13 protein-coding genes are annotated in these 15842 nt (G+C 58.1%); all 13 read left to right on the top strand.

The window, feature by feature from the left end; all coding sequences use genetic code 11:
- Positions 1-11 precede the first annotated feature (11 nt).
- The 13 genes from NKH36_RS32160 to NKH36_RS32100 all read left to right on the top strand — a co-directional run bounded on the left by NKH36_RS32160 (position 12) and on the right by NKH36_RS32100 (position 15430).
- Positions 12-2459 (top strand): GcvT family protein, encoded by a 2448-nt coding sequence (locus NKH36_RS32160; RefSeq protein ID WP_352964807.1) that lies wholly within the window; start codon positions 12-14, stop codon positions 2457-2459.
- Between the two features lie 57 nt (positions 2460-2516).
- The gene (locus tag NKH36_RS32155) at positions 2517-3299 is read left to right on the top strand and encodes an SDR family NAD(P)-dependent oxidoreductase (protein WP_352964810.1); all 783 of its coding nucleotides are present in this window, start codon (positions 2517-2519) and stop codon (positions 3297-3299) included.
- Between the two features lie 13 nt (positions 3300-3312).
- Complete coding sequence (locus tag NKH36_RS32150) at positions 3313-4122, top strand: SDR family NAD(P)-dependent oxidoreductase (protein WP_352964813.1); 810 nt, start codon at positions 3313-3315, stop codon at positions 4120-4122.
- 109 nt (positions 4123-4231) lie between these two features.
- Positions 4232-5635 carry a glycerate kinase type-2 family protein gene (locus NKH36_RS32145; protein WP_352964816.1) on the top strand — a complete coding sequence of 468 codons (1404 nt, stop codon included), beginning with the start codon at positions 4232-4234 and terminating at the stop codon, positions 5633-5635.
- 8 nt (positions 5636-5643) lie between these two features.
- On the top strand, positions 5644-6918 hold the full coding sequence (gene eno / locus NKH36_RS32140) for a phosphopyruvate hydratase (protein WP_352964818.1): 1275 nt from the start codon (positions 5644-5646) through the stop codon (positions 6916-6918).
- A gap of 22 nt (positions 6919-6940) precedes the next feature.
- Positions 6941-8062 carry a tyramine oxidase subunit B gene (locus NKH36_RS32135; protein WP_352964821.1) on the top strand — a complete coding sequence of 374 codons (1122 nt, stop codon included), beginning with the start codon at positions 6941-6943 and terminating at the stop codon, positions 8060-8062.
- Between the two features lie 218 nt (positions 8063-8280).
- Positions 8281-8997: an IS6 family transposase gene (locus NKH36_RS32130; protein WP_502912160.1), complete on the top strand. Its 717-nt coding sequence runs from the start codon at positions 8281-8283 to the stop codon at positions 8995-8997.
- Positions 8981-9925, top strand: a complete 945-nt coding sequence (locus NKH36_RS32125) for a M24 family metallopeptidase (protein ID WP_352964826.1) — start codon at positions 8981-8983, stop codon at positions 9923-9925. The genes NKH36_RS32130 and NKH36_RS32125 overlap by 17 nt, the downstream gene beginning before the upstream one ends.
- Before the next feature lie 523 nt (positions 9926-10448).
- A complete protein-coding gene (locus NKH36_RS32120; protein ID WP_352964830.1) occupies positions 10449-12098 on the top strand; it encodes an ABC transporter substrate-binding protein in 1650 nt (549 codons plus the stop codon).
- 215 nt (positions 12099-12313) lie between these two features.
- On the top strand, positions 12314-13087 hold the full coding sequence (locus NKH36_RS32115; protein ID WP_352964833.1) for an SDR family NAD(P)-dependent oxidoreductase: 774 nt from the start codon (positions 12314-12316) through the stop codon (positions 13085-13087).
- 122 nt (positions 13088-13209) lie between these two features.
- On the top strand, positions 13210-14220 hold the full coding sequence (locus NKH36_RS32110) for a thiamine pyrophosphate-dependent dehydrogenase E1 component subunit alpha (protein ID WP_352964836.1): 1011 nt from the start codon (positions 13210-13212) through the stop codon (positions 14218-14220).
- A complete protein-coding gene (locus NKH36_RS32105) occupies positions 14217-15197 on the top strand; it encodes an alpha-ketoacid dehydrogenase subunit beta (RefSeq protein ID WP_352964839.1) in 981 nt (326 codons plus the stop codon). The genes NKH36_RS32110 and NKH36_RS32105 overlap by 4 nt, the downstream gene beginning before the upstream one ends.
- Entirely contained in the window at positions 15194-15430 is a 237-nt protein-coding gene (locus NKH36_RS32100; RefSeq protein WP_352964842.1) for a biotin/lipoyl-containing protein, read from the top strand. The genes NKH36_RS32105 and NKH36_RS32100 overlap by 4 nt, the downstream gene beginning before the upstream one ends.
- Positions 15431-15842 lie beyond the last annotated feature (412 nt).

Raw genomic sequence — 15842 nt, 5'->3', positions numbered from 1 at the left:
TGAGAGCAAGCATGTCCAGTCTTCCTGAAGAAGTCCAGGTCGTCATCATCGGTGGTGGCATCGGCGGCGCGTCAATCGCTTATCATTTGGCGAAGCGCGGAGTTTCCGACGTTTTGCTGTTGGAACGTGACCGGCTGACATGCGGCACGACATGGCATGCCGCCGGCTTGGTCGGCACGCTCTGGCCGACCAAGAACATGACTCAGCTCGGCGCCTATTCGCACCGTTTGTATCAAGAGCTTGAGGCCGAAACCGGCCAGGGGACGGGATACAAGCGCAATGGGTCAGTCTCGCTCGCGCAGACCGAAGCGCGTCTCGAGGAATTGACCCGTACGGCCGAAATGGCGCGCGTATTTGGTGTCGAAGTGGAAGTTGTCGGGCCCAAGACTTTGGGAGAGCTCTACCCCGGTATCGTGACCAGCGATCTGGTCGGTGGCCTCCATCTGCCAAAAGACGGTCAAACCAATCCCATCGACGTCACCATGGCGCTGGTCAAGGGCGCGCGCATGAATGGCGCCACGGTTCGTGAGGGAGTCACCGTCACGAAGATTCTGACCGACGGCGACAAGGTGACTGGCGTTGAAACCAGCCAAGGCACAGTTCGCGCCAGGAAGGTTGTTCTCACCGGAGGTATGTGGTCGCGCGACCTGGCCAAGCAGGTTGGGGTGGTGCTGCCGCTGTTTGCCTGCGAGCACTACTACGTGGTGACCGAGCCGGTTCCCGGATTGCCGAGCAAGTTGCCCATCATGCGGGATCTCGACCACGGCGTCTATTTCAAGGAAGACGCCGGCAAGCTGCTGATCGGCTTCTTCGAGGACAACGCGAACCCGCTGCCGATGTCCAAGGTGCCTGCCGATTTCAGCTTCGGCGAATTGCCCTACGAGTTCGACCATTTCGAGAAATATCTCGAAAGGGCCATGATCAGGTATCCCGTGCTGGAAAAGATCGGCATCTCGACCTTTTTCAACGGTCCTGAGAGCTTCACCACCGACAATCAGCACCTGATGGGGGAAGCGCCCCTTTTGAAGAACTTCTTTGTCGCGTGCGGTTTCAACAGCCGCGGCATCGGCGGTGCAGGCGGGATCGGCAAGGTGATGGCCGAGTGGATCGACCTTGGCTATCCGCCGATGGACGTTTGGGAAAGCGACTGCCGCCGCGCTATGCCCTTCCAGGGCGACGAGACCTATCTCGAGAACCGGGTGGCGGAAGCGCTCGAGCGCTCCTACGCGATGCACTGGCCCTATTATCAATACCGATCCAGTCGTGGCATCCGCAAATCGCCCTTTTATTATCGCCTCGTCGAGATTGGCGCGGTGCATGGCGAGGTCGCCGGCTGGGAGCGGCCGAACTGGTATGCCCCGAAGGGCGTCAAGCCCGAGTATGAATATAGCTACGGACGGCAGAACTGGTTTTCCTATTCCGCCGAGGAGCACAAGAACGTTCGTGAGAACGTCGGCTTCTACGACCTGACGTCGCTGGCCAAGTTCAAGGTCACGGGCTCCGATGCCGAACACCTGCTCCAGCGTCTGTGCTGTGCCGACGTGGCCGTACCGGCCGGGAAGCTCGTCTACACCCAGTGGCTGAACGAGCGCGGCGGCATTGAAGCCGATCTCACAGTCGTAAAACTCAATGACGACGAGTTCATGATTACGACCGCGTGCGTAAGCCATGTGAAGGATTGGTCTTGGCTCAATAGCCACGTCGAAGCCGGAAGCGACGTCAAGATTGAAGACGTGACGGACGCGTTTGGGGTCATCGCGCTGCAGGGGCCGAATGCGAGGGCCGTCTTGCAGTCACTCTCCGACCAAGATCTTTCGAATGAAAATTTCGCATTCGGCAGCGGCCGTTGGATGAACGCAGGAGGCGTTCGGCTGTGGGCGCAGCGCATCTCCTATGTCGGCGAAGTTGGTTGGGAGATCTACATTCCTGCCGCGGACGCATTGACGTTCCTCGACGCTCTCTTGGAAACCGGCAAAGGCTTTGGACTGCGCCCCGTCGGCATGCACGCGGTGGATGCGTTGCGCTTGGAAAAGAGCTTCCGTCACTGGGGCCACGACATCGTCTACGAGGACAACCTCATTGACGCCGGCCTGGCCTTCACGGCGAAGCCCAACAAGAACGTGCCCTTCATCGGGCGCGACGCATTCCTGGAACAGAAGGCGGCGGGCATCGGCAAAAAGCGGATGGTATCCTTCCTTCTGGAAAGTCCGGAGCCGCTGCTCTTCCACAATGAGCCCATTCTTATGAACGGCAAGCCGGTGGGTTACCTGACATCTGGAAATTACGCCCATCATCTCGGGGCGGCGATCGGCATGGGATACGTCGGCGCCGACGAGCCGGTGACGGCCGAATTTATCGCCGGCGGCAAGTTCGCGATCCAGGTCAATGGCCGCGCCCAGCCTGCGAAGGCCAGCCTGAAACCGTTCTACGACGCCGCAGCCGAGCGCATGCGAGCCTGATCGGGCGCAAGCTCGGCACTGTATCTGAGAAACCAATCGCAAAGTAGGACAACTTCGATGAAGAACCCATTCTCCCTTGACGGAAAGGTCATTCTGATCACCGGGTCGACGCGCGGTCTCGGCTGGGCCGCCGCTCAAGCCGCCGCCGAGGCCGGCGCAACCGTAGTGCTTCATGGACGCAACGAAGCCGCTGGAAAAGCGCGCAAACAGGAACTGGAGGGAAGGGGCCTCAAGGCTGACTACCTCGCCTTCGAAATGGCTGACCGCGAGGCAATTGCCGCTGCGGTCCCGACCATCATCGAACGACATGGCAGCATCTGGGGCCTCGTCAACAACGCCGGCATGCTGTTGCACAACACCATCTGGGAAGAGACCGCCGAAATCTATGAACAGATCATGTCGGTCCACATGGTCGCCCCATTCCTGCTGACCAAGGCGGCCGCCGCCGAAATGAAGAAATCGGACGCTGCCGACCGTGGCCGCATCGTCAACATTTCGTCCATCGCATTCTCCAGCCCGCGCGCCGGCATTTGCAATTACACCGCGGCGAAGGGAGCGATTGTTGGCTTCACTCGCGCGGCCTCGGCCGAACTGGGAGCCCATGGCATTCGCGTGAATGCGATCGCACCCGGATATTTCGTGACCGACATCAACAAGGAGCGCCTGCAGGACGAGGCCTTCGCAAACAAGATCAAGGTGCGCACGCCGGCGGCGCGTTGGGGGGATCCGTCTGAACTGGGCGGGCCCACCGTGTTTCTGCTGTCGGGCGCGTCCTCCTACGTCAACGGCCAACTGCTGTTCGTGGATGGCGGCATGAGCCACTTCCTCCACAGCGTCTAAGGGGAGAATCGTTATGTCAGGGCGTCTTGAAGGCAAGAGCGTATTGGTTACCGGCGCAGGTTCGATGGGGCCCGGCTGGGGCAACGGCAAGGCTGCGGCGGTGCTTTTTGCCCGTGAGGGTGCCAAGGTTCTTGCGGTCGACTTGAATAAGGCTGCCGCCGAGGAGACCGCGGAAATCATCCGTGGCGAAGGTGGTCGGGTGGAAGTCTTCGCGGGAAACGTGACCGACGAGGGCTCGGTGAAAAGTATGGTTGCGGCCTGCGTCGACGCGTTCGGCGGCCTCGACGTGCTTCATAACAACGTCGGCATCCTCAAGGCCGGCAGCCCCCTCGACACCACGGTGGAAGATTGGGATCGCATCCTGAACATCAACACGAAGGCGTTCTTCCTGCCCTGCAAGCATGCGTTGCCGCAAATGCTGAAGCAGGGCGCGGGATCGATCATCAATATCTCGTCGATCTCTGGCTTCCGCAATTTGGGCGCCCCATACATCGCCTACAACACCTCAAAGGGCTCCGTGGTGTCGTTCACACGAAACCTGGCCGCGACTTACGCCGCTCAGGGTGTGCGGGCGAACTCCATCCTTCCGGGTGTCATCGACACCCCAATGGCGCGCGATGCCACCATCCAGACTAGCGGAAAGTCCGAGGCCGAGATTGATTTCGACGCCGTGGCCAAGACGCGTGCCGCTCGCATTCCGATGAAGCGGACTGGCACTGCTTGGGATATCGCCAAAGCCGCGCTTTTCCTTGCAAGTGATGACTCGGCCTACATCACTGGCTCAGAGATCTACGTGGACGGAGGGCTGAATTGCACCGCCTAATCTAGCGCAAGCTAGGACAAGCATCTGGCCAAGTAACTAAACCAACGACCAAGCAAAGGATGGGAACTCGTTGTCTTTCGACAACGGGGGAGCCGAGTTGCGTCCAAAAATGATCAAGATCAGAAACCCGGAACAAATCCTCTCACATGGCCGTGCGGCATCGCGCAAGCTCGTGCTTGAGATTGCGGATCGAACATTGGCGCGGCTCGATAGCTATCGAAGGATCAAAAGCATCTCGCGCATGGAGGGCTCTCTCCTCCATGTCGGCGCGAGAACCTGGGACCTGTCGAAGAAGCGCAACGTCTATCTCTTCGGTGCCGGAAAGGCCTGCAACCACATGGCGATGGCGCTGGATGAGATCCTCGGCGACTACCTGACGGAGGGTTTGGCGATCGTGAAGGTCGCCGAGGACACCGACGTGTTCCGCAAGACCAAGGTCTTTGTTGGCGGCCATCCTCTTCCGAACGAGGAGGGCTACCGGGCCTCGAAGATGATGATCGATCTCGTCCAGAAGTCAGGGCCGGAGGATCTGTTCATCGTCGTCATCAGCGGCGGCAGTTCCGCGCTCATGTCCTGCCCGATTGAGGGTATTTCTCTGCAGGACGAGATCGATGCCACAGATGTGCTGCTGAAGTCCGGCGCCGGCATCTACGAGATCAATGCGGTGCGTCGTCATATCTCGGCAATGAATGGCGGGATGCTGGCGAAACGCATTCGAGACGTTGGGGCTGAGCTGATCGGTTTTGGCATCTCGGACGCAGTTGGCTCACCCGCCACTGGCGACATCGGCAAGCCATACGCCGCTTACAAGAGCACGCCGATTGGGCCCGACACGACAACGCTGGACGATGCGCGCGCCACGATCATCAATCGCGACCTCGGTGAGCGTTTGCCGCGATCGATAGTCAACTATCTGATGAACGCCGGGCCCGAAGGCGAGACGCCGAAAGCCTTTCCTGACAATACGTATTTCCTGCTTAACACGCTGCCGGACAGCTGCATCTACGCCAAGCAGATCTGTGACGAGATGGGCATACCGGCTCTGATCGTGTCGTCATTTCTGGAAGGGGAAAGCCGCGATGCCGGAACCTTCTTTGCTTCGATGGCGCGTGAAATCCAGACTTACGGCAATCCCATCAAACCGCCTTGCGTGCTGCTGAGTTCAGGCGAGGTGACCACCTTCATCCCCGACAGCAGCGTGATCAGGGGCCGTGGTGGCCCGGGCCAAGAGATGGCCGCAAGCTTCGCGATCGCCGCTGCCAGAGCGCCAGGCGCATGCCTGCTTTCCATCGACACCGAAGGCACCGACGGCACGACCAAGGTGGCGGGCGGCATCACCGACAGCACCAGCTTCCAGTCCGCCTCGGACAAAGGGACCAGCCTGTTTCGCGCTCTGCGCGAGCACAGCTGCTTCGAGGCGCTCGATGCCATCGGCGATATCGTCTTCACCGGCAATACGGGCACGAACCTGTGCGACCTGAACATCGTCTATGTACCCGAGATAAGCGGGTAGGTGCCGGGATGCAGGACAGGATCGTCTCAGTCAGGGCGCAGCAGATCATAGACTGCAAGTGTCGGCCTGCCATCGAGGTCGAAGTGCGCACGGAGAGCGGCGCAATCGGAAGAGGCGCGGCGCCGACCGGCATCTCAGTCGGAATGCACGAAGCGTATGTGCTGCGCGACGGCGACCCGACCACCTACAACGGGTTGAGCGTCCACAAGGCCGTGGCCGCTGCTGTCGATATCATCGGTCCGGCCCTGAAGGGCATGAACGTCTTCGATCAGCGTGCAATCGACAACATGATGATTACCCTCGACGGCACGCCTGAGAAGAAGGTTCTTGGCGGCAACACCATCTACTCGGTTTCGATTGCGACGTTCCGCGCCGCGGCGGCCTCGCTGAGGGTCCCACTCTATGCGCACGTAGCGGGCGGAGACATCCGGACCGTGCCGGTCCCATGCTTCAACGTCATAAACGGCGGGCGCTACGAGCACCTGACTCAGTCGTTCAACGAGTTCCTGATCGTGCCATACGGCACGGACAGCGTCGATTTCGCGATCGAGATGGCGGTCACCGTTTTTCAGAAGCTTGCGCATGTCCTCACCGACCATCTCGGCCACAAGCCGCAGGTGGCATCTTCCTATGGCTATGCCGCGCCCTCCGATGACCCGGAGGTGATCCTTGCTCTGATGCAGCGCGCGATCGAGGCCTGCGGCTACAGCGGCAGGATCGCTTTCGCCCTCGACTGTGCCTCCAGCGAGATGTTCGACAAGGCAACCGGCAAATACTTGCTGAAGGGCAGGCGCGTCACTTCGGAAGAGCTCATCAGCTATGCCAAGAGCCTCACTCAAAAATTTAACCTCGTCTTCATCGAGGACCTGCTCGACGAGAACGATTGGGAAGGCCATCGGAAGGCGGTTCGGACGCTCGATCGAACGATTGTTCTAGGTGACGATCTGACCGTCACGAACATCGACTTCCTCAGGCGCGCCCACGACCTCAAAGCGGTCGACGGCTTCATCTTGAAGCCGAACCAGGTCGGCACGATCACCGAGGCGCTCGACGCCTACCGCTTTGCCGCAGACCACAGCATGCTCGCCGTACCCTCCGGACGCTCCGGCGGCGTGGTTGACGACGTGGTCATGGATTTCTCCGTAGGGCTTCAGGTGCCGTTGCAGAAGAACGGCGCGCCACGGTCCGGCGAGCGAATCGAAAAACTGAACTTTCTGATGCGTGCCAATGCGGCGAGCCCAGGCTGCCGCCTCTATGACATCTCGAAACTGGTCAAATTTTAATCGCTCGAAAGGGGCTTCTTCAATGTATCCTAAGATCGACTTCCTCTTTCTCTCCGAGCCTGACACGATTGAAGCTGGTGTATTGGACGCCTCTCGCTGCGTGGACGTCTGCGAGGAGACTTTCAGCCTCCTCGGCAAGGGCGACTACCTGATGGGGGGCGCCAACCACAACAATCACGGCATGAACATCGTTTTTCCCAAGGAAACGAAGTTCCCTAACATGCCGGTGGCCGGGCCGGACCGCCGATTTGCCGCCATGCCTGGGTATCTGGGCGGCCGCTTCGACGTCTGCGGCAACAAATGGTACGGCTCGAACCACGCCAATGCGGAAAAGGGTCTGCCGCGTTCAATCCTGACCATGATGCTGAACGACAAGGACACCGGCGCGCCGCTCGCGCTGATGTCGGCCAATCTGCTTAGCGCGGCGAGAACAGGCGCCGTACCGGGCGTGGCCGCCAGGCATCTGGCAAACAGGCATGCCAAGAGTATTTCGGTGATCGGCTGTGGCCCGATCAACAAAGCCTGTGTCGCGGCGATCATGACCCAGCTGCGCTCGATCGAGAGGGCTGTCTGTTTCGATCTCTTCCTCGACAAGGCCAAGGAATTTGCCGGCTGGATCAGCAAAGAGTATGGGATCGAGGCCGTTGGCGTGGATGAACCTGAGGCCGGTTTCCGCAACGCAGATGTGATCACCGTCGCGGCATCGCGCCTCAAGCCGCTTCATTTCAAGGATGAATGGATCAAAGAGGGCGCCACGATCCTGATTTCAGGACCTGCCCACGCCGACGAGAGCTTCTGGACGAGCGCCCGCATCATCTATGATCATACTCCACTGCACGAAGCCTATGTGGAAGACGCCGTCGTTTCCGGCAATAAGGATGCCTACTACGGTGGCGTTATAGGTGGGCCATTCTACCGATTGATCGACGCCGGCAAGCTTCCCGCGCTGAAGGATTCAATTGGTTTTGGCGATGTCGTCAATGGCGATAAGCCAGGCCGCCAGGGTGCAACGGACCGTGTGGTTTTCATCGCCTGTGGCATGGCGGTTTTCGACATCAGCTGGGGCTACGAAATTTACAAGACAGCCAAGCAGAAGGGCATTGGGACGCATCTACTCCTGTGGGACAAACCTTATATGGGTTGACTACCACAAGAATTTCTCACCGTCTGTGGGCACATCACAGCGGCGCATTGGCGTTCCACCTCGGAAAGACAGTCGCCATCAGCCCTGACGAAATTGGCATTTGCAAGCCGATCGCTGAAATAATCCGTATCATGGAGGAACATGTCGAGGACTTCATCCGCCTGCGCGAGGCACCGTAAAATTAACCGACGGCTGATGAAGATGTGCGTACATGGGCCATGTCAGAAGTTGCTCGTGATACGCTCTATCGTCGCCACCGCTTTCCCGCCGAGATCATTGCGCACGCGGTATGGCTCTACTTTCGCTTTCCGCTCAGCCTGCGCATGGTTGAGGACATGCTGGCAGCCCGCGGCATAATCGTCACGCACCAGACCATTCGAAGCTGGGCGGAGAAATTCGGACGGCATTTCGCCCGGGAGATCAGGCGACGGTCAGCCGGCTGCCTGGGCGACAAATGGCATCTCGACGAATGTGTGGTGGCCATCAATGGCAAGACGCAGTGGCTCTGGCGTGCCGTCGATCAGGACGGCTTCGTCCTCGAAGTGCTGGTGCAAAGCCGCCGAAATGCCAAGGCGGCAAAGCGTCTGATGCGCAAGTTGCTGAAGGCTCAAGGGCAGACACCACGGGTCATGATCACCGACAAGCTCCGGTCCTATGATGCCGCCAGGCGCGACCTCATGCCCGGTGTCGAACACCGGTCGCACAAAGGCCTCAATAATCGAGCGGAAAATTCGCACCAGCCGACCCGACGACGGGAAAGGACCATGAAACGCTTCAAGTCGGCACGCCAGCTTCAGCGGTTCGTTTCCATCCATGATCCCATTGCCAACCTGTTCCACTTTCCCCGCAATACGCTGTCATCGGCTCTACATCGAGACCTGCGTAACGCTGCCATGCAAATCTGGAACAAAATCGCGTGTGTCGCCGCAGCGTGACAGCCGTCCCGGCCAGCTATCGCTGCATCAATCCGCTGCTGACGAAGAGGAGGCCATCGCCAAGAAATTCGCGGGGCAGATTGATGAACTCATACGCCGTTTTGGCGGCAAAAACCGGCGCCTTGCCGTCGACAAGATCGAAACCCCTGGCCTTCGGGCACTGGATGCCGTCGGGATCGAGATTTGCAACGGAATGCAGCTGATGGAGCATGCTAGAGTCATCAAAGGTGTCGATGAGATCAACGCGATGCGCTGCTCCTTGGCCACATGCGAGATTGCTGTCGCGAAGATGCGCGAGCGTCTGCAACCGGGAATAGCCGAGACTGAACTCTGGTCTCTATTGCACGCAGAAAACATTGCACGCGGCGGGGAGTGGATTGAAACACGAATCCTGACCTCCGGGCCGAGAACAAATCCGTGGATGCAGGAAGCCGGTCCCCGCCGTGTTTTGCCAGGTGATCTTGTAGCTTTCGATACCGACATGGTCGGGCCCTACGGGATGTGTGCTGATTTCTCGCGCACATGGTACTGCGGCGACTTCAGAGCAACTGACGAGCAGCGCCGACTGCATGCAATTGCAACCGAGCACATTATGACCAACATGGCGATGTTGAAGCCTGGTGTGTCGTTCACCGAACTTACCGAAGAGAGCCACAAATTGCCGGCTGAATTCGTTGAGCAGCGCTATGGTGTCATGATGCATGGTATTGGGCTTTGTGACGAATACCCGGCCATCCTTTATCCTGAAGATTTCATCCCGGGTGCCTTCGACTATGTACTCGAACCAGGAATGACGCTCTGCGTCGAAGCTTACGTCGGCGCCGTAGGGGGGCGCGAAGGAGTGAAACTGGAAGAGCAGGTGCTGATCACCGACAATGGTGTCGAAAACCTAACAAAATGCCCCTTTGACCTGCTATTGATGGCGTAGTCGCCTGGATTTTTGCGACGTTTCCCGCCCCGGATTCGCGGCCCGGTCTAATTCTGACTCCGATAATCCGGATGCGAACTGCATTCCTGAATCTGTGGTTGCACGCCACCGGTCAAGCGACCGCATTAACCCTGAAGCGCCATCGGGGTATCAATCCTATCGCGCACTAAGGACCAACTGTTGCGATGCCTACGTTGGACCGTCAGACATAAACTGTGTTTAAGACTGATGCAAAGTTTTGTGCATTTTCAAGACCGCTGCTCCTGCCTATCATCGATCGCTAGCAACTGAGGCTGCTTCGCATCTGCAGCCGAAGACGCCAAGCTGGGAATGGCAGGGTTAGTTGCTTGTCTGAGTTTCGGGACACGATCTGGGATGCCGACACTCCCGTAAAGTCTATGCCTGGGCAGACACTTGTCGATCGCAGCTTCTAGGGAGATGTGCCGCGAAAAATCGAAAGCGATTCATGAGGTATTCGGTGCCTTCGCGGCGAGGACAACGGGAACACAAAGGGAGCAGAAAAATGAAACTCTTTAAAAGCAATGGGAACCGCATCCCCGACGTGATCGAGGAGATGGCAAGCGAGGTTAAGGCTGGCACAGTGGATCGCCGCGAGTTCCTTGCGCTTGCCAGCACGTTCGGAGCTTCTGCCGCAATGGCTTATGGCTTGATCGGGGCGGCGCTACCGAAATCTGCCTACGCGGAAGAGCCAAAGAAGGGCGGCACCCTCCGCGTGGCCATGCCTGTTCTAGGCCAGAAGGACCCTCGTTTACTTGATACCGTCGAGGCTGCCAACGTTGTTCGCTGCTGGCTGGAGCCGCTGGTCCGCTACACGCACGAATTCACCTTCGAGCCTGTGTTGCTGGAAAGCTGGGAAGTCAGTGAGGACGCCACTGAATATGTACTTCATGTACGGAAAGGGATTGCCTGGACCAACGGTGACGCGTTCAGCGCGGATGATGTTGTTCACAATCTCAACCGCTGGTGCGACAAGAGCGTACCTGGCAATTCAATGGCCGGTCGCGTCGCTGGGCTTATGGACGCCACGAGCGGAAAGGCAAGGGACGGTGCGATTAACAAGATCGATAACAACACCGTCAAGCTGAAACTCAGCAAGCCCGATATTGCACTTATAGCGAATTTTACTGATTACCCTGCCCTTCTCGTCCACCGAACCTTTGATGCTGACGGCGCCGACCCTATCAAGGCACCGATTGGAACTGGCGCCTTCGAATTGGTGTCTCACTCGGTAGGGACCAAGGCCGAGGTCAAACGGCGCGAGAAGGGCAAATGGTGGGGTGGCGAAGCCTTGCTCGATGGCGTGCAATTTATTGATTGTGGAACCGACTTCCAGGCAACTGTGAATGCCTTTGACTCCGGCGAAATAGACCTCGACCTCTCCACACCAGTAGATTTCGTCGATATATTGGGCAAAATGGGGCTAGTTAAATCGGAGGTTTCGACTGCTACGACGATTGTGGCCCGTACGAATGTAACGAATAAGCCCTATGACGACAAGCGCGTGCGAAACGCACTACAGATGATAGTTGATAAAAATGCGGTTCTACAGCTCGGATACTATGGACGAGGGGTTATTGCTGAGGATCACCATGTCAGCCCAATCCATCCGGAATATTATCCGCTTCCAAAGAAATCTCCAAATGTAAAAGGTGCCAAGAAGCTGATCGCAGACGCCGGCCGCGCCGACTTTGAGCATGAATTAATCACAAGCGATGAAGACTCGAACAAGAACACGGGTGATGCGATTGCGGCACAATTGCGTGATGCGGGCTTGAAGGTTAAGCGCACGATCATCCCGGGTACGCTCTACTGGAACGACTGGGCTAAATATCCCTACTCGCTAACGTCCTGGTACATGCGACCACTTGGCGTGCAGACACTTGCACTTGCCTATCGCACGGGCGAAGCCTGGAACGAATCCGGCTATTCTAACCCCGAATTTGACGCCAAGCTCAACCAGGCCCTAGGAGTAAATGACGTAAACAAGCGGCGTGAGATAATGAAGGATGTCGAGCAGATCCTACAAGACTCCGGAGTGATCATGCAGCCGTATTGGCAGAGCGTCTTCTGCCACACAACTAGCAAGGTGAAGAACCATGCAATGCATCCCACCTTTTCGTTATTCCTTCAAAACGTTTGGCTAGAAAGCTAGGCTGACGTCAACCCTTAGGCCGGGGACTGTTTAACGATGGTCCCCGAATTCCTAAGCCGCCATTGGCTCTCGAAGCCGGACCTGAGGCATTGGAGGCCGACAATCCAGTAACGCCCCGAGAATCCAGTAACGCCCCCCGAACCCGCGATGCCTAGAAGGCTGCTAGTCGCGGATAGAACTCAAGACCACGAACTCCAACGAGGGACCAATTGGAAATGAACTACCTGGATAGATTTTCCCTAGCGGGCAAACGCGCGATTGTCACGGGCGGCGCCCGCGGTATCGGTCTGGAGATCTGTCGGGCTCTTGGACAAGCAGGTGCAGCTGTTGTTCTCGCTGATCTGGATGAAGGCGCTGCGCATTCGACTACAGAAAACCTGAAGGGCGAAGGCCTGGAGGTTGCCTACAGGATCATTGACGTAACTAAGTCGGCCGACGTCACAAGGGTGGCCGACGAGCTTAACGCGGAGCGTCCCGTCGATATCCTGGTCAACAACGCTGGCGTGGGACCTAAGGCTGAGGCGCTCGACACCCTCGATGAGGTATGGTTGAAAACGATGAGCGTCAACTCCGATGCGCCCTTCTGGTGTTCCCGGGCTTTCGGCCGTCATATGACCGCCCGCGCCTCCGGGAACATCGTCAATATCGGGTCGATGTGCGGTCTCATTGTAACCCAGCCGCAAAACAATACCTGCTATATCGCGAGCAAAGGCGCGCTTCACATGATGACCAAGTCCTTGGCTTGTGCGTGGGCAAAATTCAACGTGCGCGTCAACGCGGTTGCACCCGGTTACATAGCCACTGACATGCTGGACCCATCCAAAACCGACATTGCCGTATCGCACGATCGGTGGATCCAGCAGACACCACTCGGGCGCATAGGGACGCCGCAGGAAATAGCTTCAGCTGTGCTTTATCTGGCAAGTGATGCTTCAAGTTTCTGCACAGGGTCGATCCTGTCAGCAGACGGCGGATATACGTCGTTGTAGTCCGTACGACCCGGGCCGCAAATTGCCGAGGGCCCGAGCCGTTCACATTAGGAGCGGCTGGGACACTGATTTGGCAGGCCAGCGGAAGCGCGCCTCAAAGAGATCTCAAGCGGAGGTAATTGATGTCCAACATTCTGCCGCCCCAACTGGCACGGAAAATGTACTCCGACATGTTTCGAATTCGGCAGTTCGACACAAAAGTAGTTGAACTTGTCGACGATGACCTGATTCCTGGCAGCTGTCACGAATATTGCGGGCAGGAAGCTGTAGCTGTCGGTATCTGCGGTGCGCTTTCAGACAAAGACATCCTGACGAGTACCCATAGAGGGCATGGCCATACGCTGGCGAAGGGAGGCGACGTTGGAAAAATGTTCGCGGAGCTTTTCGGCAGGTCCGCCGGCTACAACAGAGGCCGCGGCGGCTCCATGCATATTGCCGATTTCGCACGAGGGATTTTTGGCGCCAACGGGATTGTGGGCGCCGGCACTCCGATTGCCTGCGGCGCGGCGCACAAGTTTAAAGCAGCGGGTGAGCCGTATGTCGCAGTTTCGTTCTTTGGCGACGGTGCCATCAATCAGGGCGTTGTTCACGAAGCAATGAACCTCGCGGCAATCTGGCGTTTGCCCGTCATATTTGTCTGCGAGAACAACCTCTACGCGATGACTACCCCGCTCCGCGACGTGACCATCCTAGAACCCCACGAGCGCGCAAATGCGTACGGGATGGCCACTACGAAAGTCGACGGCATGAATGTGGGCGCCGTATTCGAAGTCGCCCTTTCTGCCGTCGAGCGCGCGCGGTCCGGCGCCGGTCCGACCTTTATTCAATGCGACACCTACCGATACTTCGGCCATTACTCCGGCGAACGTCACATGAAAACGACCTACAGAACCCAAGAGGAAATCGAGAAGTGGAAGGAACGAGACCCATTGGATTTTTGGGCCGAACGTCTGATCGGTGCCTCAATCTGTTCCGCCCAAGACATCGAGCGCATGAAGCGAGAGGTCGATGAGCAAATCGCCGAGGGCGTAGAGTACGCTCGTCAATGTCCGTCGCCTTCCCCGCAAGACGCGCTGGAATACATGTATGCCGTGAACTATCCCTACACCCCCGCCCAGGGAGCAGAGCAGTGAGACAGCTTCGTTTCCTTCAGGCCATGAACGAGGCCTACCGACAGGTCATGGCCGAAGACGATTCTGTAATGATTATCGGCGAGGACATCAGGGGCGGCATTCGAGGCGAAACCAAAGGCTTGCACGCTGCCTTTGGCGACGACCGCGTTCTGGACACGCCTATCTCGGAGGCAGGGTTCACCGGCTTCGCCACAGGCGCAGCGCTGGCCGGATTGCGCCCGATAGTCCAGTTCCAGGTTCCGTCTTTGATTTATGTTGCCTTCGATCAGTTGGTCAACCAGGCAGCGAAGATGAGGTTGATGTTGGGCGGCCAGGCAGATCTGCCGATTACGTACACCATCATGGTTTCCGGAACGAGAGGCGGCAACGCGGGCCAACACTCCGACAACCCTTACCCATATCTGGTGCATGCCGGCTTCAAGGTTGTCTGCCCGTCCACCGCCTATGATGCGAAGGGGCTCATGATCCAAGCGATCCGCGAACAAGACCCCGTCGTATTTATCGCGTCCGCGATGTCTCTCCCGCAAAAAGGCGAGGTGCCAGAGGAAATCTATACGGTGCCCCTGGGCAAGGGACAGGTCAGGCGGCCCGGAACAGACGTAACTGTTGTGGCTGTCGGACATCTCGTTCCTGAGGCGCTCGCGGTGGCAGAGTCATTGTTCGAGCAACAGGGCATAAGCGTCGAAGTCTGGGACCCGCGCACCCTGCTGCCCTTCGATCGAGACGGCCTGCTTGAGAGCGTGCGCAAGACCGGACGCGTTGTCATTTACGACGACACGAACCGCAGCTGCGGCTACGCCTCCGAAGTCAGCGCGGTTCTGGGCGAACACGCTTTTTCGTCTCTCGTTGCGCCTATCAAGCGCATCACGCGCGCTGACATCCCAATGCCCTATAATCCCGACCTTGAAGCTGCGGTCCTGCCTTCTCCAAAACAGCTGGACCAGGCGATCCGCGCTGTATGGAGTTATGCGAAATGATCGGTATCAAAATCCCCAAGATGGGCGCGGCCACGGTCGAGGTCGACCTGACGAAATGGCACGTTTCCGAAGGCTCGACCGTCTCACCCGGCCAGATCATCGCGGAAGTGGAATCCGAAAAGACGACGATCGAGATCGAAGTGCAGCATGCCGGTGTCATTGAGGAAATTTGCATTCCCGAGGGCGCATCGACCCAAGTCGGCGTGGTTATCTGCCGGCTACGCCCAACGTGATGGTTCGCTACTAACCTGCCAGCTTTGATCCGGAGGTAGCGCTCTACGCTCGTGCTACGGCGTTTTGTTGCGTTTTGCAAATGTCGTTCCGACCTGGTTAAGGTCCTAAGTTCGATCGTATCTGCTGAAGCGGCGGCCCAAGGACAAATTTCGGAGAGGCAGAGGCGGTTGAGTTTGAGACCCCGCCGCGCCTTGGCGCCAGTCGGCTACCATTCTACGATATGTCACTGCAAAACCGCATCAGACTCGCGCTTGGCGCAGGCTTGTCAGCCCGGAGGCTGTAGGACGGCGCCAGCGAAATATCTCCCAGCTTTGGTACCTTGCATTGTACGCCTCCGGCGAGGGCCGCCTTGCGCGAGCAAGTTACGATAGCGAGGCTGCGCTCTTAAGGTCGTCCTTACGAGCGTAGTTA

Origin of the sequence: Mesorhizobium sp. M1312, from assembly GCF_040318115.1 — a bacterium.
GTDB lineage: Bacteria > Pseudomonadota > Alphaproteobacteria > Rhizobiales > Rhizobiaceae > Mesorhizobium.
Note: the sequence above shows the minus strand (reverse complement) of the source record. Positions and strands in the feature narration are given on the sequence as shown.